The sequence below is a fragment of the Novosphingobium panipatense genome, assembly GCF_900182875.1.
Taxonomy (GTDB): domain Bacteria; phylum Pseudomonadota; class Alphaproteobacteria; order Sphingomonadales; family Sphingomonadaceae; genus Novosphingobium; species Novosphingobium panipatense.
Map to the genome: position 1 here is coordinate 321551 of NZ_FXUI01000004.1, position 19456 is coordinate 341006.

At 66.1% G+C, this 19456-nt stretch carries 24 protein-coding genes; 13 read left to right on the top strand and 11 right to left on the bottom strand.

The window, feature by feature from the left end:
• The 4 genes from QOL62_RS09200 to QOL62_RS09215 all read left to right on the top strand — a co-directional run bounded on the left by QOL62_RS09200 (position 1) and on the right by QOL62_RS09215 (position 2675).
• Complete coding sequence (locus QOL62_RS09200) at positions 1-486, top strand: disulfide bond formation protein B (protein WP_103729275.1); 486 nt, start codon at positions 1-3, stop codon at positions 484-486.
• A 10-nt stretch (positions 487-496) separates the two neighbouring features.
• Positions 497-1009 carry a demethoxyubiquinone hydroxylase family protein gene (locus QOL62_RS09205; protein WP_103729335.1) on the top strand — a complete coding sequence of 171 codons (513 nt, stop codon included), beginning with the start codon at positions 497-499 and terminating at the stop codon, positions 1007-1009.
• A gap of 94 nt (positions 1010-1103) precedes the next feature.
• Entirely contained in the window at positions 1104-1694 is a 591-nt protein-coding gene (locus QOL62_RS09210; protein ID WP_103729276.1) for an invasion associated locus B family protein, read from the top strand.
• Between the two features lie 126 nt (positions 1695-1820).
• Positions 1821-2675 carry a sulfite exporter TauE/SafE family protein gene (locus QOL62_RS09215; RefSeq protein ID WP_283406013.1) on the top strand — a complete coding sequence of 285 codons (855 nt, stop codon included), beginning with the start codon at positions 1821-1823 and terminating at the stop codon, positions 2673-2675.
• A gap of 64 nt (positions 2676-2739) precedes the next feature.
• Here QOL62_RS09215 and fabI read toward each other — a convergent pair whose 3' ends face one another.
• The 3 genes from fabI to QOL62_RS09230 all read right to left on the bottom strand — a co-directional run bounded on the left by fabI (position 2740) and on the right by QOL62_RS09230 (position 5490).
• Positions 2740-3543, bottom strand: a complete 804-nt coding sequence (fabI, locus tag QOL62_RS09220; RefSeq protein ID WP_283406014.1) for an enoyl-ACP reductase FabI — start codon at positions 3541-3543, stop codon at positions 2740-2742.
• Between the two features lie 17 nt (positions 3544-3560).
• Complete coding sequence (locus QOL62_RS09225) at positions 3561-4421, bottom strand: YihY/virulence factor BrkB family protein (protein WP_283406015.1); 861 nt, start codon at positions 4419-4421, stop codon at positions 3561-3563.
• Between the two features lie 115 nt (positions 4422-4536).
• Entirely contained in the window at positions 4537-5490 is a 954-nt protein-coding gene (locus QOL62_RS09230; RefSeq protein ID WP_283406016.1) for a DnaJ C-terminal domain-containing protein, read from the bottom strand.
• Between the two features lie 181 nt (positions 5491-5671).
• On the opposite strand from QOL62_RS09230, the gene pdxH reads away from it, so the two are divergent.
• Both pdxH and QOL62_RS09240 read left to right on the top strand, forming a co-directional pair.
• The gene (pdxH, locus tag QOL62_RS09235) at positions 5672-6316 is read left to right on the top strand and encodes a pyridoxamine 5'-phosphate oxidase (protein WP_283406017.1); all 645 of its coding nucleotides are present in this window, start codon (positions 5672-5674) and stop codon (positions 6314-6316) included.
• A 35-nt stretch (positions 6317-6351) separates the two neighbouring features.
• Positions 6352-7239, top strand: a complete 888-nt coding sequence (locus tag QOL62_RS09240; RefSeq protein ID WP_283406043.1) for a cation diffusion facilitator family transporter — start codon at positions 6352-6354, stop codon at positions 7237-7239.
• Between the two features lie 2 nt (positions 7240-7241).
• Here the strand turns inward: QOL62_RS09240 and QOL62_RS09245 are convergent, their stop codons facing one another.
• Positions 7242-7691 carry a hypothetical protein gene (locus QOL62_RS09245; RefSeq protein WP_283406018.1) on the bottom strand — a complete coding sequence of 150 codons (450 nt, stop codon included), beginning with the start codon at positions 7689-7691 and terminating at the stop codon, positions 7242-7244.
• A 134-nt stretch (positions 7692-7825) separates the two neighbouring features.
• On the opposite strand from QOL62_RS09245, the gene QOL62_RS09250 reads away from it, so the two are divergent.
• The gene (locus QOL62_RS09250; RefSeq protein WP_103729282.1) at positions 7826-8821 is read left to right on the top strand and encodes an adenosine kinase; all 996 of its coding nucleotides are present in this window, start codon (positions 7826-7828) and stop codon (positions 8819-8821) included.
• Between the two features lie 17 nt (positions 8822-8838).
• Entirely contained in the window at positions 8839-9342 is a 504-nt protein-coding gene (locus QOL62_RS09255) for a 3'-5' exonuclease (protein ID WP_103729283.1), read from the top strand.
• A gap of 27 nt (positions 9343-9369) precedes the next feature.
• Here the strand turns inward: QOL62_RS09255 and QOL62_RS09260 are convergent, their stop codons facing one another.
• Both QOL62_RS09260 and purD read right to left on the bottom strand, forming a co-directional pair.
• A complete protein-coding gene (locus tag QOL62_RS09260) occupies positions 9370-9855 on the bottom strand; it encodes a hypothetical protein (RefSeq protein WP_283406019.1) in 486 nt (161 codons plus the stop codon).
• Positions 9848-11131, bottom strand: coding sequence for a phosphoribosylamine--glycine ligase (gene purD / locus QOL62_RS09265; protein ID WP_283406020.1), 1284 nt, complete (start codon positions 11129-11131; stop codon positions 9848-9850). The genes QOL62_RS09260 and purD overlap by 8 nt, the downstream gene beginning before the upstream one ends.
• Positions 11132-11136: 5 nt before the next feature.
• Between purD and xseA the strand changes: the two genes are divergently transcribed.
• From xseA to QOL62_RS09285, 4 genes are read left to right on the top strand one after another with little or no spacing between them, the layout of a single operon-like run.
• Entirely contained in the window at positions 11137-12615 is a 1479-nt protein-coding gene (gene xseA, locus QOL62_RS09270) for an exodeoxyribonuclease VII large subunit (protein ID WP_103729286.1), read from the top strand.
• 26 nt (positions 12616-12641) lie between these two features.
• Entirely contained in the window at positions 12642-12845 is a 204-nt protein-coding gene (locus QOL62_RS09275) for a DUF2093 domain-containing protein (protein ID WP_103729287.1), read from the top strand.
• 41 nt (positions 12846-12886) lie between these two features.
• Complete coding sequence (locus QOL62_RS09280) at positions 12887-13732, top strand: M23 family metallopeptidase (RefSeq protein ID WP_379511654.1); 846 nt, start codon at positions 12887-12889, stop codon at positions 13730-13732.
• A 48-nt stretch (positions 13733-13780) separates the two neighbouring features.
• Positions 13781-14791 (top strand): esterase-like activity of phytase family protein, encoded by a 1011-nt coding sequence (locus tag QOL62_RS09285; RefSeq protein WP_283406022.1) that lies wholly within the window; start codon positions 13781-13783, stop codon positions 14789-14791.
• Positions 14792-14884: 93 nt separating this feature from the next.
• Here QOL62_RS09285 and rpmB read toward each other — a convergent pair whose 3' ends face one another.
• Positions 14885-15169, bottom strand: a complete 285-nt coding sequence (rpmB, locus tag QOL62_RS09290) for a 50S ribosomal protein L28 (RefSeq protein ID WP_103729289.1) — start codon at positions 15167-15169, stop codon at positions 14885-14887.
• A gap of 113 nt (positions 15170-15282) precedes the next feature.
• On the opposite strand from rpmB, the gene QOL62_RS09295 reads away from it, so the two are divergent.
• A complete protein-coding gene (locus QOL62_RS09295; RefSeq protein WP_103729290.1) occupies positions 15283-15738 on the top strand; it encodes a nucleoside deaminase in 456 nt (151 codons plus the stop codon).
• A 4-nt stretch (positions 15739-15742) separates the two neighbouring features.
• On the opposite strand, the gene QOL62_RS09300 is transcribed toward QOL62_RS09295, so the two are convergent.
• From QOL62_RS09300 to QOL62_RS09315, 4 genes are all read right to left on the bottom strand, one after another.
• The gene (locus tag QOL62_RS09300; protein ID WP_283406023.1) at positions 15743-16456 is read right to left on the bottom strand and encodes a ribonuclease T2 family protein; all 714 of its coding nucleotides are present in this window, start codon (positions 16454-16456) and stop codon (positions 15743-15745) included.
• Positions 16453-17313, bottom strand: coding sequence for a carboxylating nicotinate-nucleotide diphosphorylase (gene nadC / locus QOL62_RS09305; protein WP_283406024.1), 861 nt, complete (start codon positions 17311-17313; stop codon positions 16453-16455). Before nadC ends, QOL62_RS09300 begins: the two co-directional genes overlap by 4 nt.
• A gap of 101 nt (positions 17314-17414) precedes the next feature.
• Positions 17415-18212 carry a LytR/AlgR family response regulator transcription factor gene (locus QOL62_RS09310; RefSeq protein WP_103729293.1) on the bottom strand — a complete coding sequence of 266 codons (798 nt, stop codon included), beginning with the start codon at positions 18210-18212 and terminating at the stop codon, positions 17415-17417.
• A 46-nt stretch (positions 18213-18258) separates the two neighbouring features.
• Entirely contained in the window at positions 18259-19434 is a 1176-nt protein-coding gene (locus tag QOL62_RS09315) for a sensor histidine kinase (RefSeq protein WP_283406025.1), read from the bottom strand.
• Positions 19435-19456: the final 22 nt, after the last annotated feature.

Below are 19456 nucleotides of genomic sequence, written 5' to 3' on the forward strand. Positions count from 1 at the left end.
ATGCCTATTCCGGTTGCCGCACCCGTGCGCGCCGCCCGCGCGCTCGCCCTTGGTCTGTCTGTCGGCCTGCTCGGCGGTGCCCTGGTGAGCGAATACGTCTTCGGGCTTTATCCATGCGAGATGTGCTGGTGGCAGCGCTACCCGCATGCGGTTGCGATCGTGCTGGCGGGGCTGGCGTTCTTCTGGCGCCCGGCCCGGCCCCTTGTGGCCGTGGCCGCGCTGGCGATCCTGGCCTCCGGCCTGATCGGCGGCTTCCATGCCGGCGTGGAATACGGCTGGTGGGAGGGGATGAGCGCCTGCACCGCAGATACCTTCGCGGCCGGTGGCGATCCGCTGGATGCGATCATGAGTGCGCCGGTGATTCGTTGCGATGTGGCACCCTGGAGCGTCCTGGGCGTCTCTCTGGCAGGATGGAACTTCCTGTTCTCAACGGCCGGCGCCCTGGCCATCTTCGGCCTCATCGCCCGCAGTGAAGGAAAGGCATGACGTGAAGGCAATGAGCAAGACCAAGGAGCGCATGCTTCGCGTGGACCAGGCGGGTGAATACGGCGCCACCCGGATCTATGCGGGCCAGCTGGCGGTGATGGGATCGCGCGCGCCGCACTCGGCCGAAGTCGCCAGCATGGCCTCGCAGGAGGCGGAGCATCAGGCCAAATTCGATGCCATGATCGCCGAGCGCGGCGTGCGCCCGACACTGCTCCAGCCGGTTTGGTCCGCCGCCGGGTACGTCCTTGGCGCGGCGACCGCGCTGATCGGACCCGAAGCGGCGATGGCCTGTACGGCGGCGATCGAGACCGAGATCGACCGGCACTACACCGAACAGCTTGAGGAGTTGGGCGATGAAGATCCCGAACTCGGCGCAACGATCCGCAAGTTCCGCGACGAGGAGCGGGAGCATCGCGATGCCGCGCTTGCCGCCGGAGCGGAGAAGGCGCCGGCCTACCCGGTGCTGTTCAACGCCATCCGCCTGGGCTGCCGGGTCGCCATAAAGCTTTCGGAACGGATATGATCGTCCCGGGGTTCTTCCCTTAAGCTGTCATTCAATCCGCCGCTTCCCTATGGCAGGGCGGAAAAATCGCCGATCTGACCTGTTGGAGCAACCGATGACCCGCCGCCTCGCTTCCGCCGCTATCGTAGCTCTCTCGCTGGCGGCCGCGCCTGCCTTCGCTCAGGAAGGTGCGATGGTCGATCCCGGCGGTGACAAGGTGAACCAGCTTATCGTCTACGGTGACGATCCGTGCCCGACGTCGGCGTCCGGGGAGATCACCGTCTGTGCCCGCAAGCCGGAGGAAGAGCGCTACCGTATACCCGAACCGCTACGAGGCATAGACAAGCCTCAATCGGAAGCCTGGGCGAACAAGGTGCAGGCTTACGAGACGGTGGGCCGCTTCGGCACGCTCAGCTGTTCCCCGGTCGGGGCGGGCGGCTCTCTCGGCTGCACGCAGCAGCTCGTGAACCGCGCCTTCGCCGAAAGGGCGAACAGCTCGGAAGTGCGCTTCAGCGAACTGATCGAGGAAGAGCGTGAGAAGCGGCTCTCGACGATCGACGCTCAGGCCGCGGCGGAGCAGGCTCGGGTCGAAGAGGCCGAGCAGGCCTACTTCGAGCAGCAGCAGCGCCAGCAGGCTGAGCGCGACACCGCCGAAGGAGGTACTGACGCACCGCTTCCTCCTCCGGGCGAGTCACCCCGCAAGTAAGCTGGGCTTGCCCGGCTGAAACGGTAAACCTGCTTGTCTTGCGCTGGGGAACCGGCTGCAAGACGGGGGTAAGGGGCATGAAGCGGGCGCATCCCTGCGCATGCCCCTGTGCGGGAGGGGCGAGCCTTGGGCGTAACCGAAACGATCGACATCTACCATGCTATCGCGGGGCTGTTCGTGGGTGGCCTCGTCGGCCTTACCGGCGTAGGCGGCGGCTCGCTGATGACGCCCCTGCTGGTGCTCCTGTTCGGCGTCAGCGCGAAGACCGCAGTCGGCACCGACCTTCTCTTTGCCGCCCTTACCAAGATTGCCGGTTCGGCCGTTCACGGCTCCCGGGAAACGGTGGAATGGACGATCGTCAGGCGCATGGCACTTGGCAGCATCCCCGCCGCTCTCGTCACGCTGGTGGTCCTGGCCCTGATCGGCAAGGTGGGCGAATCAACCGAGCAGATCATTCTGGTATCGCTGGCCTGCCTTCTCGCCTTGACCTCGCTGGCGGTCATTGGGCGAAAGTGGCTTTTTCGCCATGCCCATGATTGCAGCGCCCGCCGATCCGCGGGCCGAGAAGTGGGCGGAACGATCGTGCTCGGCGCGCTCATCGGCCTTGCCGTCTCAATCTCCTCCGTGGGCGCCGGTGCGATCGGCGTTACCGTGCTGCTCGTGCTGTACCCCCAGCTTCAGGTCGCACGGATCGTGGGGTCCGACATCGCCCACGCCGTCCCGCTGGCGCTAATCGCCGGCACCGGGCACTGGATCATGGGGGACGTCGACGGAACCCTGCTAACGAACCTGCTGATCGGCTCCATCCCGGGCGTCGTGGTTGGCAGCTATCTGTCCACGCACGCCCCGGACCGCGTGTTGCAGCCCCTGCTGGCGGCGGTGCTCGCGATTTCGTCGTGGCAGCTCTTCGTCAAGGCGACAGCGCCCGAGAAGGTGAAGATCGAGGCGATCGCCCCCGCCCGGGCCGTGGAGACCCCGTAGAGCGTCATCAGAAAAACAAAAGGCCGGAAGTTTCCCTCCGGCCCTTTCGTCGTGGTGGCGCCGGTCAGGCCAGGGCAATGTCAGGCGCGTCTTCCTGCTTCATGCCGACGAGGTGGTAACCCGAATCGACGTGGTGCGTCTCACCCGTCACGCCCGAGGACAGATCGGACAGGAAGTAGAGTGCCGAACCGCCGACGTCTTCGATCGTGGTGTTGCGACGCAGCGGCGAATTCAGCTCGTTCCATTTCAGGATGTAGCGGAAATCACCGATGCCGCTGGCCGCCAAGGTCTTGACCGGTCCCGCCGAGATCGCGTTGACGCGGATGCCCTGCGGGCCAAGGTCGTTGGCAAGGTACATGACCGAGGATTCGAGGGCGGCCTTGGCCACGCCCATCACGTTGTAGTGCGGCACGACCTTCTCTGCGCCGTAATAGGTCAGCGTGAGGATGGACCCACCGTTCGGCATCATCGCCATCGCGCGCTTGGTGACGGCTACCAGCGAATAGGCCGAGACGTTCATGGTAAGCAGGAAGTTGTCGAGGCTGGTGTCGACGTACTTGCCGCGCAGTTCGTTCTTGTCCGAGAAGCCGATCGCGTGAACGACGAAGTCGATTGTCTCCCAGCGCTCCGCCAGGGTGGCGAAGGCCGCGTCGAGCGCCTCCATGCTCGACACGTCGCAGTCGATGAGGAAATCGGAGCCGAGGCTTGCGGCCAGCGGCTTCACCCGCTTGGCGAGGGCGTCGCCCTGATAGGAGAACGCCAGTTCGGCGCCCTGTTCGTGCAGCTTCTTCGCAATACCCCAGGCCAGCGACTTGTCGTTGGCAAGGCCCATGATGAGGCCCCTCTTACCGTGCATCAGACCGGTCATTCGTTTCTTCCTGTAAACTATTCGTCGTTGGGCCGTGAGGCCGTGTCGGCCGTCGATGGCGGGCTTGCGGGGCCGACTGTCGCCTCGTTTGCCTGCGCAAGCGCCGCGTTAAGTTCGGCGCCTATGACCATCCCTAGTCCCACAAGCCAGAAAAAGAAAAGCGCGATCATCACTCCGGCAAGGCTTCCGTATGTCAGGTCGTACATGAGAAAGCTCTGCAGGACTTTCGGGAGGGCCCAGGCGACGAGCAGCCACCAGGCTGTCACGAAGACCGCTCCGGGCCATTTGAGGTAGCCGCGCCCCTGATAGTCGGATGGGGTAAGCAGATAGAACAGCAGGTAAATCGACACGAAGATGCCGCCCGCGCTGACGGCCGTCGAGACCGCCATCTGGTCCGAAAGAGTGCCGAGCCTTGGGAAAAGCGTGGCGAGGATCGTCTCGGCGGCGGAAAGCAGCACTTGCGAGGACAGGGAGATGAGCAGCAGCAGGACGGATCCGAAGATGACCGCGCTTGACACGAGGCGCGAGCGCCAAAAGTGCAGGCGCTTCTTCACGTCGTAGGCCCGGTGGAGGATGTCGCGGATCGTCTCCACCAGACTGCCCGCCGTCCACAGGCCGAGAAAGCCGCCGATCCACAGCAGCCAGCCGTGCCGCGCTGCGGCTACGTCGTAGGCCACCGGCCGCAGCACGTCGGCGACACGCGGCGGCAGGGTGTGGAGAATCGTGTCGATGGAAGCGCCCATCTGGTCCTGCTCTCCCAGCACGGACAGGATGGCGGCAAGGGCAATGAAGAACGGAAACAGCGCCAGCAGCGACATGTAGGCAAGGTTCCCGGCGTGAATGAAGCCGTCGTCCCACGTGCCGCCGGCAATGCGCATCACTACCCGAAAGACGCGCGTCCCCGGCCCGGCCCGGCGGCGAATGTTGTGTTTCAGCTTCCGCCGCAAAGCGTCGGTGCGTTCATGCTCCGCCGGGGCGGCGCGCGTCGGCGCGTCAGACGCCAAGTTTTCCGCGTACGTCGCGCGTGTCCTGCCAGCCTTCGAGACGGCGGGCGAGATCGGCTGCCGCTTCGCTCGCCGCCTCCGGCAGGACGATCTGGAGGGTGATGAGCTGGTCGCCCCGCGTGCCGTCCTTGCGGGTCATGCCGCGACCCTTCAGGCGCAGCACTTTGCCGGAACTGGCGCCGGCCGGAACTGACAGCATCACCGCGCCGGACGCGGTCGGAGCCTTGATCCGGGCCCCGGCCACCGCCTCATCCAGGGTGACGGGAAGGTCCAGGCGAAGGTCGTCGCCATCGCGCTTGAAGAAGGCGTGAGGCTGGATCTGGATGGTGACAGTGGCATCGCCAGCGCCGCCGGGCCCGGGCTCGCCCTTGCCGGCCAGCCGCATCTGAGTTCCGTCCTCCACACCGGCTGGCAGCTTGAGGTCGATCGTCTTGCCGTCGGAGAGGGTGATGCGCTGCGGCTTCAGCTCCGCCGCGTCGGTCAACGACACGGCAAGCCGGTAGTTCACATTCGCGCCGCGCGGGGCCGCACGGCCGCGTCCGCCGCCCATGCCCCCCATGCCGCCACCACGTCCACCGGCGCCGCCACCGAAGATACCGCCGAAGATGTCCTCCAGATCGATACCGTCTTCTGCGCCGAAGCCGCCGCCAAATCCACGCTGCCCGCCGGGACCGCCGCCAAAGCCGCCCCCGTAGCCACCGCCGAACGGGTTCGTCGGATTGCCTTCCGCATCGATCTCGCCGCGATCGAACTGGGCCCGCTTCGTCTTGTCCGAAAGCAGGTCGTAGGCGCCGGTCACTTCGCTGAAGCGTTCCGCCGCACGCGGGTTGTTCGTGTTGGTGTCCGGGTGAAGTTCCTTCGCCAGCTTGCGATAGGCGGACTTGATGTCCTTCTCGCTTGCGCCGCGGGAAACGCCCAAGATGGAATAAGGATCTGCTGCCATGTGGCCTAGCTAGGTTGCGGCCGGGGTTTGGACAAGCGGTCGTGTGGCTATTCCGGTGGGTTGCACGTCTACGGCAGGTCCCTTAATCGCTTTTCGAATTGTCCATGATCAAGGCGCAGCCTTGCGCAACCGGGGCAACGGCGGGCGAGTTGCCCTTTCTCAACGGCAGGACATGCACATCATGACCCCTTCGTCTCCCACCGAATCCATCGTCAGCGGCGATCCCGAGCAGGTCCGTGAGGTCATCCCTCATGGCGATCCCTTCAGGCTGTTCGCGCAGTGGTACGAGGAAGCGCGCGCTTCGGAGCCGAACGATTCCAATGCGATGGCGCTGGCCACGGCCACGCCGGACGGCCTGCCTTCGGTTCGCATGGTGCTGCTGAAGGATCATGGGCCGGAAGGCTTCGTGTTCTACACCAACGGCCACAGCCGCAAGGGGCGCGAGATCGTGGCGAACCCGAACGTCGCGCTGCTCTTCCACTGGAAGAGCCTGCGCCGCCAGATACGGATCGAAGGTGTGGTGTCGCCGGTCAGCGACGCCGAAGCCGAAGCCTACTTCCATTCGCGTGCCCGCGATTCGCAACTGGGCGCGGTTGCTTCCGACCAGTCCGCCCCCCTGGATGCGCGGTCCACCTTCCTCTCCCGCTATGAGCGCGCACGCGCACGGTTCGAGGGCGAGGACGTCGAGCGGCCCCGGCACTGGGGCGGCTGGCGGGTCCGGCCGCAGGCGATGGAGTTCTGGCACGACAGGCCGTTCCGTCTCCACGAACGCCGCCGCTTCGAACACGGTCCCGACGGGTGGGCCAGCACGCTGCTTTACCCGTGAGCCGCACTTCGGCCGACCTCAACCGCAGCGCCGCGATGGCCAGCATCGCGGCGGGGGGGATCCTCCTCGGGATCAAGGGTTGGGCGGCTTGGTCCACCGGTTCCACGGCGATGCTGGGCAGCCTGGCCGATACCGCGCTCGATCTGGTGGCGAGCGTTGCGACTCTGATTGGCGTAGGGATCGCGGCGCATCCTCCCGACGACAAGCACCGCTTCGGCCATGGCAAGGCGGAGGCGATCGCTGCTCTCTTCCAGATCGTGCTGATCTCGCTCTCGGCGCTGGGTATCGCCAGCCGGGCGGTGGAGCAGTTCTTCGCGGGCAGTCGCGTGCAGTCAGCCGGTAACGGGATCGGCGTCTCCCTGGCGGCTATCGCGGTGACCTTGCTGCTGGTCGGCTGGCAGCGCCACGTGGTGCGCCGCACCGGAAGCCTCGCCATCAGCACGGACAGCACCCATTACCAATCAGATCTCCTGCTTAACCTGGCGGTGATCGCGGCGCTTGTCCTCGACCGGTATGCGGGGCTGTCGGGCGCAGACCCGCTTTTCGGTCTCGCCATCGCAGGCTGGCTGGGCTGGGGGGCCTGGGGCGCCTCGAAGCAGGTGCTGGACCAGCTGATGGATCACGAATGGCCGTCGGAGAAAAAGGAGCGCCTGCTGGCGCTTCTCGCTGGCAATCCGGACATCAGCGGCGTTCACGACCTGCGCACGCGCACATCGGGCAACAGGGACTTCGTCCAGTTCCACGTCTGGGTCGATGCCGACATGACCGTGCGGGAGGCGCACAAGGTCACGGACGCGCTGGAAAGCAAATTGCGAAGCGCGTTTCCCGATACCGAAATCCTCATCCACACCGACCCTGAAGGTCTGGTCGATGAAGCGGGCGCGGCGGGCAAGGACATCCTCCCGCCGATCCGGGTAAGCTGAGGCTACCTCTTCAGAGCGGCGACACAAGCGGCGCGGTCGACGTTCTGGCCGTCGGAGCTGCGGCGTGCCTCGACGTAGGTTGCGTGCGGCTCCCTCGAGGTGGAGCTGGGATAGAGGAAGACGTCGAGGACGCAGGCGGTTCCGCTGAACTGCAGCTTGCGGGCGTCACCCTCCCAGACGTCAAGGCGCGGCTGTCCGAAGGTGCGGACAAGCTGGCCCTGGTTCGCCCCGATCACGCCTTCAAGGCCGGGGGCCATCTGGATGGCGGCATCGCGCGGCGCGGCCCGGCTGGGCTGCCGCACGGCCGGAACGCCCTTTATGCGCTTCGGAGCCGACGTGCTCGGGATCGCGCCACCGGCGCAGGCCGAGACGGCGAGCGCCAGTGTCACCGCCGCAAGCGGTGCGGCAAGGCGGCGGTTCAGGGCGGCTCGGGCATTGAGGGTGTTGCTCATGGTCGGGCCGGGGCATTGCGCGCCCCGGCTTTCGAGTCAACGCCCCTTCGTCCGGGCAGCGCTTGCCGAGCGGCAAGCCGCACGCTACTCGCCTTGGCAACACTTTTTCCGGACACGAAGGACTTATCAACCCCATGACGCAACCCCGTCTGGACGTAATCGCCATTGGCAACGCCATCATCGACGTCATTGGCAACTGCTCGGATACCCAGATCGAGGAGCTTGGCCTTTCCCGTGGCGGCATGATGCTGATCGACGCGGACCAGGCGCGCACCCTGTACGACGCCATGGGCCCGGCGCGGGAAATATCAGGCGGCTCCGCTGCGAACACCCTTGCAGGCCTTGCCGCGCTCGGCGCGAAGTGCGGTTTCATCGGTCAGGTCGCCGAGGATCAGCTGGGCGAGGTCTTCACGCACGATATCCGCGCCGCCGGCATCGAATTCGACGTCCCGGCCCGCCCGGGTCAGCCGCCGACGGCGCGCTGCCTGATCTTCGTGACGCCCGATGGCCAGCGCACGATGAACACCTTCCTCGGCGCCTCGCACCTGCTGCCGGCCGAGAAGCTGGACGCGGCAAAGATCGCCGAGGCCGCCGTCCTCTATCTCGAAGGCTACCTGTGGGATCCGGAAGAGCCGCGCGCGGCCATGCGCAAGGCCATCGCGGCCGCACGGGACGCGGGCCGCAAGATCGCCTTCACGCCCTCGGAAAGCTTCGTGATCGAGCGGCACCGGGGCGACTTCCTCGCGCTGATCGAAGAGGGTGCGATCGACCTGCTGTTTTGCAACGAACATGAAATGGCGACGCTCACCGGCACGTCCTCGTTCGAAGACGGCATCGCCATGCTGTCGGACAAGGTGCAGGTGCTGGTCGTCACCAAGGGCGCGGAAGGCGCCGTGGCGCTTACGAACGGAGAGCGGGCCGAGGTGGCCGCGCAGCCGATCGACCGGGTGATCGACACCACCGGCGCCGGGGATCTTTTCGCGGCCGGCTTCCTCTATGGTCACGTTCGGGGCAAATCCCTGCAGGAGTGCCTGCAGATGGGTTCGATCTGTGCCAGCGAAATCATTTCGCACTACGGGGCCCGCCCGGAATGCGATCTGGCAGAGTACGTGAACCGCCGCATGGGCTGAACCGGAAAGGAACGCGCTTGAGCTGTCCCGCGCTGATCGACTTCGAAGCGAGCTGCCTGCCCGATTATGGGCAGTCCTACCCCATCGAAGTTGCCCTGGCGCGCAGCGACGGCTCAAGCCGCGCCTGGCTGATCCGCCCGGTGGAAGCCTGGCGCTACTGGGACTGGTCGCCCGAGGCAGAGGCCCTGCACGGCATCTCCCGCGCGCTGCTGGAGACACAGGGCCTTACCGCGGAGCACGTCCTCGACGAGATGGCGGATTTCGCCAAGGACTGCCGTGTCTACGCCGATGCGGATCTCGACCAGTACTGGCTGGAAGTCCTGTGCCAGGCGGTGCGCCGACCCTTGCCGTTTCCCGTTCATCACCTTGGCGAATTGCTGCAGGAACACCGCTTCACCCGCGATCAGGTGGCCGCTGCGGTGGAAGCGGCGAGAAAGCGGCTTCCCCGGCAGCACCTTGCACGCGACGATGCCCAGCGGCTTGCGCTCATGGTCAACCTTCTGGTGAACGGCGAGGTCTGACACCTCGCCTCCGTCCTGCTGCAGGAACTAGGGCTGCGCCCGTTGCGCCGTCTGCAGCTGGGCGGCGCACTGTCCCTTGCGCTGATCCCGTGCATCCGAAAGCGACTGCGCGGTCCGGCTGGGCAGTGCGCAATCCTGCGCAGGCCGGATCGGATGCCGCGCAAGGCAGCCGCCGCGCGTGCTGAAGAAGTCGTCCGCGCAATCGTCGAAAGCCGCGCGATCCGCATCGTGCATCGCCTCGCATGCCTGGTTCCAGCGCTGGCGATAGGCCATTTCGCTGGACGTCACGCACTGTTCATAAGCGGCCTGCGCCTCCCGCTCCCGCTGCGCGCGGATGGCGAGGGCCTTTGCCTGCTCCGCCGCGCGGGACTGCTTTTCCGCCATGGCAAGCGTCTGTCGGCGGATGTCCTGCGCGGGCAGGTATATACCGAAATAGTAGCCCACGCCTGCCCCGGCCAGAAGGGTACCGAGCGCCAGGCAGAGCTTCAGGATGGGGTCGGCGTGCTTAAGCATGGGCCTTTTCGCGCGCCACCTCTCGCCAGCCGATGTCGCGGCGACAGAAGCCGGAGGTGAAGTCGATCCGATCGACCGCCGCATAAGCGCTTGCCTGCGCTTCAGTCACGCTTCCGGCACGGGCGGTGACAGCCAGGACGCGGCCACCGCTGGCGACAAGGCTCCCGTCCTTCATGGCCGTGCCCGCGTGGAAGACTTTCGCTCCTTCGCCTTCGGCCGCGTCGATGTTGCGGATCGTTCCGCCCTTCTCGGGCGTGCCGGGGTAGCCGTTGGCAGCCATCACGACCGTCAGCGCGACATCGTCCGAGAAACGCGGAGGCTGAATGGCCGCGAGGCGGTTCTCGGCACAGGCGTGCAGCAGTTCGACGAGATCGCTTTCGAGGCGCATCATCATGACCTGGCATTCCGGATCGCCAAAACGGCAGTTATACTCGATTAGCTGCGGCCCCTTGGCGGTCAGCATGAGGCCGAGGAACAGCACGCCGGAATAGGGCATGCCTTCATTCGCCAGAGTCTTCACCGTAGGCGCGATGATCCGGGTCATCGCTTCGGCCTGAAGTTCGGGCGTGAGAACGCGCGCGGGGCTGTAGGCGCCCATGCCGCCCGTGTTCGGCCCGGTGTCCCCATCGCCCACCCGCTTGTGATCCTGCGCCGAGGCGAAGGGAACGATGGTGGCGCCGTCGGTCAGGGCGAAGAAGCTCGCCTCCTCACCTTCGAGGAACTCCTCGATCACGGCTTCCGCGCCGGCTTCCCCGAAGCGTCCGGCGAAGATGTCCTGAATGGCCGCTTCCGCCTCCTCCATCGTCATGGCGACGGTGACGCCTTTGCCCGCGGCAAGACCATCGGCCTTGATGACGACCGGGGCACCGAAGCGCTCCAGCGCGGCCTGGCCATCGGCCAGGGTGGAGACGCGTTCGTAGCCGCCGGTCGGGATGCCGGCGCGTGCGCACAGGTCTTTGGTAAACCCCTTCGACCCTTCAAGCTGTGCGGCGGCCTTGCTGGGGCCGAAGACGGCGACCCCGCCCGCCCGCAGGGAATCCGCCAGGCCGTCGACCAGCGGCGCTTCCGGGCCGACCACGACGAGACCGATCGCCTTTTCGTCGCAGAACTTCAGGATGGCCGCGTGATCGGTGGCGTCCAGATCGATGCAGGTTGCCTCTTCCGCGATCCCGGGATTTCCAGGCGCCGCCCACAGGGCATCACAGCGCGGGGATTGCGCCAGCTTCCAGGCCAGCGCATGTTCGCGGCCGCCCGAACCCAGTAGCAGGATGTTCATTTCCCGTGCCTTCCAGTCAGTTCTTCGATGATAACGATGACGCTCGTTCCGGGGGGCTGGTAGCGAAGGAGACCGCCGGGGACAACGCCGCGCCGCTTTCGATCAGCGAGATTTCGAACCTGCTGAAGAGGACCGTGGAGGACCGCTTCGGTTTCGTGCGCCTGCGCGGGGAACTGTCCGGTGTGAAGCGGGCGGCGTCGGGGCATCTTTACTGCGCTCTCAAGGACGACAAGGCCGTTATCGATGGGGTGATGTGGAAAGGCGGCGCACAGCGGCTGGCCTTCCGGCCCGAGGACGGCGTGGAAGTCATCGCGACCGGCAAGCTGACCACTTATCCGGGGCGTTCCAAGTACCAGATCGTCATCGAAACGATGGAGATCGCGGGGGAGGGCGCGTTGCTGGCGCTGCTGGAGAAGCTCCGCGCCCGCCTTGCCGCTGAAGGACTCTTCGCGCCGGAGCGCAAGCGCCCTCTGCCTTTCCTGCCGCAGGTCATTGGCGTGGTCACGTCGCCCACCGGGGCGGTGATTCGCGATATTCTGCACCGTCTCGCCGATCGGTTCCCGAGCCGGGTGCTCGTCTGGCCGGTGCTCGTGCAGGGCGAAGGTGCCGCCGCGCAGGTCGCAGGCGCCGTGCGCGGGTTTTCCGCAATCCAACCCGGCGGCCCGATACCGCGCCCCGATCTGGTGATCGTCGCCCGGGGCGGTGGCTCGATCGAGGATCTGTGGAGCTTCAACGAGGAAGTCGTTGTGCGCGCCGTCGCCGAATCGACAATCCCCGTGATTTCGGCGGTTGGGCACGAGACGGATACGACGCTGTGCGACCACGCGGCGGATCGCCGCGCGCCCACGCCCACGGCCGCTGCGGAAATGGCGGTGCCGGTGCGGTTCGAACTCTCCGCGCAGCTTGCCGATCTGGCGCTTCGCAAGCGCAAGTGCGCGCTGCGGCCGGTGATGCTGGGCCGTGAGCGGCTCGAGGCGCGGGTGCAGCGTCTGCCGAAGCCGGAAGCCATCTTAGCGGCCAGGGCGCAGCGGCTCGATGAACTTTCGGAGCGGCTGCGGCGCGGCCTGCGCGATGAGGCCGCAGCCAAGGGGCGGGCGTTACAGCAGGTGGCGGGCCGGCTCTCGCTACCTTTGCTGCGCCACCGTGTGCAGCTTTGCGACGAACGCCTCGGTCGGATCGGCCTTGCGCCGCGCCTGCTTGAGCGCCGGTGGGCGCTCGCACGCGACGCACTCGCTCCGACGGCCCGGGTGCTGCCCCAGCTCGATCCGCGCTTGCCGCTGCAGCGCGGATATGCGCTGGTCAAGTCGCCGGACGGGGCGGCTCTGACCAGCAAGGAGGCCGCAGCGGCGCAGAACCGGCTCGTGATAGAGTTTCGTGACGGAGAATTGTCAGTCCTGCGGGAAGGGCAGACATCGCCGCCGCCGGCCTCTCGCAAGCCTGCGCGACCGGCACGCGCCCCCTCGCGGCAGGGCGATTTGTTCTGACGAAAAGGTTTTGCTAGGATCGGTCCATGTTGATGTCCTCTGCAGACCGTCCGGCGAAGCTTGCCTATGGCCCCAATGGCTTTCGCGTGCTCAGCCCCGGCCATTACGTCACCTGTGCCGTCACCGGAGAGAAGATCGCGCTGGAAGCTCTCCGCTACTGGAGCGCGGACCGGCAGGAGCCTTATGCCACGGCCGAGATCGCGACACGGCGCCTTCTGGAGCCGGCATGACCCGGCGGACCGGGCGCCGCATCTCGAAACGTACGTTCTTCATGGTGGCCTTGCTTCTCGGGCTGCCCGTCGCCCTGGGGGCAGCCGCGAAGCCGCGCCCGGCGCGCGGAATCCTGGCGCCAAGGCCGGTGACGCTGCCGTTTACGGGTGAGTTGACGCAAGGGGGATGGCTGCGCGGGACCCTGCCGGCCGGAGTGCGCGCGCTGTCGCTGGATGGAACACCGGTGAAGGTCGCCCAGGACGGCCAGTGGTTCGTCGCCTTCGATCGCGATGCTGCCCCAAATGCGCTGTTGCGCGTCACTTATGCCGACGGCAGCGCGGGCGAGCAGCACCTGGCGGTCGCCCCGCGGGACTGGCGGATCGAGCATGTGAACGTCGCACGGCGACCGGGCGGCCCCTCCGAAGCCTTCATGAAGGTGCGCCGCCCCGAACTTGCTCTAATCCAAGCCGCACGGGCGCGGGTGACGGATGCGCAGGGTTGGCGTCAGCGCTTCATCTGGCCCGCTCAGGGAAGGATTTCCGGCCGCTTCGGCTCGCAGCGCGTCTATCGCGGGGAGCCGGGCGCTTACCATTCAGGCCTCGATATCAGTACGGGCGGAGCGGGCGCACCGTTCGTGGCGCCCGCCGACGGTGTCGTGATCCTGTCTGCCGAGCGACCCTTCTCGCTGGAGGGAAACCTGCTGATGCTGGATCACGGCATGGGCCTCAACAGCGCTTTCCTGCATGCCTCCCAGATCCTGGTAAAGGAAGGCGAGCATGTGAAGCAGGGGCAGGTGATCGGCCGCATCGGCATGACGGGCCGCGCGACCGGGCCGCACCTGCACTGGTCGATCAAGTGGGCCGACGCGCGCCTCGATCCGCTCCTGTTCACAGGGCCGATGACCTGAGCGGGCCAAGGCGGTTGCCATTCCGGCGACCGACCTTATGCACGCCCCGTGCGCCGTAGCCTTCCTCTTGTGACCCTCGCTTTTCCCCTTCTGTGGGCCACGTGGGCGCGCAGCGAGCGGCCGCAGACGGTGCAGGGCGCCGATGCGGAATTGACGATCGAGCGGCAGAAGCTGCCCGCGCGCCCGGTTCTTGACGCTTACCTTGGACCTTTGCGCCTGGAGGGGGCGTGGCAGTACCGCTCCCCCAATCAGCGGATTTCCGGGTATTCAGCCCTGGTAGCGTTGAAGGACGGCCGCTTGCGTGCCTTCAGTGACAGCGGAGAAGTCCTGTCCTTTCCGCGCCCACCGGGACCAGGCAGCGGCGCGCGCACCGTATCGCTGCGCTTCTCGTTGCCGCGAAACGACAAGGCGGGACGCGACGTCGAGTCCGTGGCCTTCGACCCGAAGACCGGTCGGCAGTGGGTAGCCCTCGAAGGCAGCAACCGCATCGTCCGTCTCTCCCCGAAGCTGCGGGAGACGGGGCATGTTCATCCGGCGGGAATGGCGCGGTGGGGCCGGAACAGCGGCGCTGAAGCGATGGCCCGTCTGCGCGACGGGCGCTTCGTGGTCATACGCGAGGTCACGACGTCGATCCTCGAAAGCCGACGCCACGAAGCCTTGCTGTTCGCGGGCGATCCAGTGGACCATCCTGTGGCGCAGGCGTTCCACTTCGAAGGGCCGGACAACTTTTCGGTCGTCGACATGGCGGTGCTGCCGGATGGCCGCGCGCTTGTCCTGATGCGGCGGCTGCTCTGGCCCCTGCCGATGCGGTACGCAGGCCGAATCGTTTTGGCCGACACGGCCCAGATCAGGCCCGGCACCGTGTGGCGCTCAACGCCCGTGGCCTCACTTGCCTCCGTGCTGCCCGGCGACAACTTCGAAGCCATCGCGGCCGTTCCTGGCAAGGATGGCCGTATCGTCGTCTGGCTAATGTCCGATGACAACGCGATGCGGGTGCTGCAGCGTACGCTGCTCTGGAAGCTGTCGGTCCATCCCGCCGACCTGCCGGGCCCCCGCTAACCCATTCTTCAACGCGAAAAAGCGCGCGAAGAATGCCTTCGCACGCTTTTTCGAGAACCGTATCCTGGCACGCTCCCCGAAGGGAGCGGACGATCAGGCGGCCTGCTGCTTCTTGAGCTCGCGCTTCACCTTGACGGCGCGCGGCGAAAGCTTCGTGTCCGCAGTCTTCAGCAGCCAGTTGTCGAGGCCGCCGTTGTGCTCGACCGAACGCAGGCCGTGCGTCGAAACGCGGAACTTGAAGCTGCGGTCCAGGCCTTCCGACAGCAGCGTTACGTTCTGCAGGTTGGGCAGGAAGACACGCTTGGTCTTGTTGTTGGCATGGCTGACGTTGCAGCCAACCTGGCGGCCCTTGCCGGTCAGTTCGCAGATGCGGGACATGGTCTTTCTCGCTCGAAATTTGTTTGCCGTTAAGTACGGGAAGGCGCGCCCTTACCGATTCCCCCTTGGAACGTCAAGTTGCGCACAGGTTTTTAGCGGGCTAGCGCAAACGCATGACTCGCTGGCCGCTCCCTCCAAACATGGCGCTCGCTCTCGCTCAAGCCCGCGAAGCGGCGGATTCCGGTGAAGTGCCCATAGGCGCCGTCGTGGTGAAGGACGGTCGCATCGTGTCGGTGGGGCGCAATGGCCCACGTGAGCGGCATGACCCCACCAGCCATGCTGAAATCGAGGCGATTCGCAGCGCCGCCCGGGCGCTCGGCAACGAGCGACTCGACGGGTGTGAGTTGTGGGTGACGCTGGAGCCCTGCGCCATGTGCGCAGGCGCCATCGTCCATGCGCGGATTGCGCGCCTCTATTACGCTGCTTCCGATGCCAAGGGCGGTGCCGTGGAGCACGGCGCCCGGGTGTTCGAGCATGACCAGTGCCTCCACAAGCCGGAAGTCTACGCTGGTATAGGCGAGAAGGAATCGGCGGAGTTGTTGCGGCGCTTCTTCCGGGAACGTCGATAGGCCCTCAAAGGCCGCGCCAGATCTTCATCGGGGCGGCATCGGCCGCACCCTGTTGACGTCGCGCGCAGGTCCGGGGCCGGAAGTCCTTGCCATAGCAAAGGCGTACCTCGCGGAGCCAACCCGTCCGGGTGAGCTGGACGCCGATTGCTCCACGCGGCCAACCGGAATTGGCGGCCACGAACTCATCCCGCAGATCCGCGACGGTGAGCCCCTTTTTTCGCGACAGACGGTCTGCGTCGGGCCAGCGTATGGATCGCCAGAGTATCGCGCTGATCCGGAAGTACTTCTGCGGGCTGGCCACCATGCAACTGCCGTGCTTTGCCCATTCGCGTGCAAGCAGCGTAGCAGAGGGCGTCATGCACAGATGCTCCCTCAGCTGCTGGGGAGAGGGCAGGGGGCGATTCGCACACCACTGCGGCGACGGCCCTCGTTTCGCTTCAGGCCACAGGCCATGTAGAATAAAACCGAAGCGGCCGTTGTCGCGGTTGCACTGCATGGAACGGGTGTCGCCGCTCGTCTGGCAGTAGTTGGGCGACCAGCTGGCGGCCAGGGTGTAGCTGGAGATCGGCGTTCGACGCGCCGGCCCCTCCGGCTTCACCGGGCCGACAGGTGGCACCGTTCGCGGCAGGGTGCATTGGTAAGCCTGCCCTGGCGCCGGTGCCGGGGCGCCGGCAAGAGCGACAAGCAGCGCCGCGGCGCGAACGGCCAGCTTGTTCAAAGCGGAGTGAAGTCCAGCCCGATATCGGCGGCGGGCGCGCTTTGGGTGAGACGGCCTACCGATACGTAAGTAACGCCGCTGGCGGCGATGGCGCCGATCGTGGAGAGATTCACGCCGCCCGAGGCCTCGGTCGGCACCCGGCCCGCAACGATCGCGACGGCTTCGCGCAGCGTGTCAGGACCCATGTTGTCCAGCAGCAGGTGATGGGCGCCTGCCGCGATGGCGGGCTCGATCTGGTCGAGGTGGTCCACCTCGCAGATGATCTGAGCTACGCCGGCCGCCTTCGCGCGGGCAACCGCCGGGCCGACGCCGCCCGCGACGAGGACGTGGTTGTCCTTGATCATCGCGGCGTCCCACAGGCCCATGCGGTGGTTGCGCGCGCCGCCCATGCGGGTTGCGTACTTTTCCAGATGACGCAGACCGGGGATCGTCTTGCGGGTGTCCAGCAGCGTGGCGTTGCCGTTCATGGCGTCCACATAGGTGCGGGTCATCGTGGCGATGCCGGAAAGGTGCTGGACCGTGTTGAGCGCGCCACGCTCCGCCGTCAGCATGGCGCGGGCATTGCCGCTCAGGCGCATGAGGTGGGTGCCCGGCGTTACCGCTGCGCCTTCTTCGACGAGGATCTCGATCTGCATGGCGGGATCGAGCTTGCGGAAGAAGGCAGCCGCGATGGGAAGGCCTGCCACGGTGATGGCATCGCGCGAGTCCATCACGCCCGAAAACCGCGCCTCTGCGTCGATCACGCTTTCGGACGTGACGTCGCGGCCGCCGCCTTCAAGTCCGACGCCGAGATCCTCGGCAAGCGTGGCATCGACGAAGGCGGCAAGGTCAAAGCCCTGGAGCGTGAACTGGGTCATGGGCGCTCTCTTGCGCGTTCCCGCCGGGATGTCGAGGGGGAGAGAACCGGCGGGCGGCGTTCATCGCGGGCAGAGCAGCCCGGTGCCGCCCGCGATGCGGCTCAGTGGACGAAGCGGGCGATCACGTCCCGGTACGAGCGGCTGACCTTGACCTGGGCGCCGGAGTCCAGAACCAGGAAGCACTCGCCGTTCGTATGCGGCTTCACCTGGCGCACCTGGTTGAGGTTGACGATGGTGGAGCGATGGACGCGCTGGAACACGCGCGGATCCAGACGGCGCTCCAGATCCTTCATCGTCTCGCGCAGGATCAGCGAGTTGTCGGCGGTGCGGATGCACATGTAGTCGCCCGCCGCCTCGATATGCTCAATCGAATCCACGTCGATCCGGAAGATCTGCCCGCGGTCCTTGATGTTGATGAGCTTTTCGTAGCGATCCGCGTTGGCGTCGACCTCCTCCGGGATCTGGTCCACCGCATCCGGCGCCACTTCAGCGAGCACGGTCTTCAGCTTCTCGGCCTCGTCGGCGGAACGCTTCTCGGAGAGACGCTGGCGCACGCGGGCGAGGGTGTCGTCCAGCTTGCTTTCGTCCACCGGCTTCATCAGGTAGTTGACCGCGTTCGCCTCAAAGGCGCGGACGGCGTGTTCCTGGTAGGCGGTCACGAAGACGAAGAGCGGAGGCTCGATCTCCATCACGCCCTTCACAACCGAGAAGCCGTCGAAGCCGGGCATCTGGATATCGAGGAAGACGAGGTCGGGCTTTTCGGTCTTGATCTTCCGGATGGCCTCGCGCCCGTTCGCGCAAGTGTCGATGATCTCGACGTCGGGATATTTCTCTAGCCGTAGCTGCAGGCCCTGGATGGCGAGTTTCTCGTCGTCGACAAGGATCGTGCGGATTGTCATATGTTAGTTTCTCCGGACCGGCAAACGCGCGCGGCCCAAAATTGTTTCATCGCCCGGGAACCGCTTGCGCAGGAACGGTCTGGCGCTCGGCTTCGGGCATGTCCTCGGTGATTTCGCTGCGCTCGAAAGGAAGCTCGATGACGACCGCAAAGCCGCCTTCCATCGGCTCGATCGTATCGAAGCGGTGGTTTTCGCCATAGGCCTGCGACAGACGGTCGCGGATGTTGGACAATCCCACACCGGTCGAGACCGGCTCCCCTCCATCGTAGGTCATGCCGGACAGCCTGTTATCGGTCGTGGGACTTTGCAAGCCCGGCCCGGTGTCGGAGACGGTGATGCGAAGCATGGGGCCGACGAGTTGCGAGGCGATGGTGATTTCGGCCCCGCTCTCCTGCTGGCTGACCGCATACTTGATGGCATTCTCCACCAGCGGCTGCAGGAGGAGCGAGGGCAGCAGCGCGGCCTCGGTTGCCGGGTCGATGGTGAACGTGGTGCGCAGCCGTTCCTCGAAGCGCATGCGCTCGATATCGAGGTAGAGCTGCAGCGTCTCGACCTCCTGCGCCACAGTGACGCGGGCGGAGGGCTTGTTCACGAGCGTGTAGCGCAGGAACGAAGAGAGGCGGCTGAGCATCGCGTTGGCGGGCTCCGTCTGCTTGAGCAGCACCAGCGTCGAGATTGAATTCAGCGTGTTGAAGAGGAAGTGGGGATTGAGCTGGTAGCGCAGCATGGCAAGCTGGGCGCTCGTCGCCTGGTTCTCCAGCTGGATCAACTGGTCGTTCTGCTCTTCCACCTGCAGGTAGAAGTTGACCATGTAGTAGAGCGCCGTCCACGCACCCAGCAGCGTCGCGTCCAGGTAGAAGACGCCGACGAAGATCTGGGCGAAACTGGTGTCGGCATCCACGCGCCAGAGGGAGATCACCCAGCCGTCGATGAACGCGTGAAGCGCCACGGCGACAGGCAGCACGAGGATCGTCAAGCCCCATGTCACCAGCGCCCGTTTCCGGATCAGCGTCCGATAGATCACCGAGAGCACCAGCGAGATCGAAAAGCCGGTGATGGTCGCGATGACAGGCTGCACCAGCGCCGTCAGCGGCAGATCGTTGGCCAGCAGGGACATCGAACGCAGCACTAGGGCGCCGCCCCAGCCAATCAGCTGCAGGCGCCAGAAGGCACGGTCCTTGTCGGCGAAAAAGGGAATAGGCTGAATAGGCAGGACGCTCATGCCTGCCAGCCTAGACGATCTT

What these genes read in the sequence shown, in the direction of transcription:
- pdxH (WP_283406017.1), top strand. Translation starts at nt 5,672, where the DNA reads ATGACCCCTTCGTCTCCCACCGAATCCATCGTCAGCGGCGATCCCGAG.
- QOL62_RS09225 (WP_283406015.1), bottom strand. Translation starts at nt 4,421, where the DNA reads ATGCGCATTGCCGGCGGCACGTGGGACGACGGCTTCATTCACGCCGGG.
- fabI (WP_283406014.1), bottom strand. Translation starts at nt 3,543, where the DNA reads ATGACCGGTCTGATGCACGGTAAGAGGGGCCTCATCATGGGCCTTGCC.
- purD (WP_283406020.1), bottom strand. Translation starts at nt 11,131, where the DNA reads ATGAACATCCTGCTACTGGGTTCGGGCGGCCGCGAACATGCGCTGGCC.
- QOL62_RS09230 (WP_283406016.1), bottom strand. Translation starts at nt 5,490, where the DNA reads ATGGCAGCAGATCCTTATTCCATCTTGGGCGTTTCCCGCGGCGCAAGC.
- QOL62_RS09205 (WP_103729335.1), top strand. Translation starts at nt 497, where the DNA reads ATGAGCAAGACCAAGGAGCGCATGCTTCGCGTGGACCAGGCGGGTGAA.
- QOL62_RS09315 (WP_283406025.1), bottom strand. Translation starts at nt 19,434, where the DNA reads ATGAGCGTCCTGCCTATTCAGCCTATTCCCTTTTTCGCCGACAAGGAC.
- QOL62_RS09240 (WP_283406043.1), top strand. Translation starts at nt 6,352, where the DNA reads ATGGCCAGCATCGCGGCGGGGGGGATCCTCCTCGGGATCAAGGGTTGG.
- rpmB (WP_103729289.1), bottom strand. Translation starts at nt 15,169, where the DNA reads ATGTCCCGCATCTGCGAACTGACCGGCAAGGGCCGCCAGGTTGGCTGC.
- QOL62_RS09295 (WP_103729290.1), top strand. Translation starts at nt 15,283, where the DNA reads ATGACTCGCTGGCCGCTCCCTCCAAACATGGCGCTCGCTCTCGCTCAA.
- nadC (WP_283406024.1), bottom strand. Translation starts at nt 17,313, where the DNA reads ATGACCCAGTTCACGCTCCAGGGCTTTGACCTTGCCGCCTTCGTCGAT.
- QOL62_RS09275 (WP_103729287.1), top strand. Translation starts at nt 12,642, where the DNA reads ATGTTGATGTCCTCTGCAGACCGTCCGGCGAAGCTTGCCTATGGCCCC.
- QOL62_RS09245 (WP_283406018.1), bottom strand. Translation starts at nt 7,691, where the DNA reads ATGAGCAACACCCTCAATGCCCGAGCCGCCCTGAACCGCCGCCTTGCC.
- QOL62_RS09310 (WP_103729293.1), bottom strand. Translation starts at nt 18,212, where the DNA reads ATGACAATCCGCACGATCCTTGTCGACGACGAGAAACTCGCCATCCAG.
- QOL62_RS09250 (WP_103729282.1), top strand. Translation starts at nt 7,826, where the DNA reads ATGACGCAACCCCGTCTGGACGTAATCGCCATTGGCAACGCCATCATC.
- QOL62_RS09200 (WP_103729275.1), top strand. Translation starts at nt 1, where the DNA reads ATGCCTATTCCGGTTGCCGCACCCGTGCGCGCCGCCCGCGCGCTCGCC.
- QOL62_RS09280 (WP_379511654.1), top strand. Translation starts at nt 12,887, where the DNA reads ATGGTGGCCTTGCTTCTCGGGCTGCCCGTCGCCCTGGGGGCAGCCGCG.
- QOL62_RS09260 (WP_283406019.1), bottom strand. Translation starts at nt 9,855, where the DNA reads ATGCTTAAGCACGCCGACCCCATCCTGAAGCTCTGCCTGGCGCTCGGT.
- QOL62_RS09210 (WP_103729276.1), top strand. Translation starts at nt 1,104, where the DNA reads ATGACCCGCCGCCTCGCTTCCGCCGCTATCGTAGCTCTCTCGCTGGCG.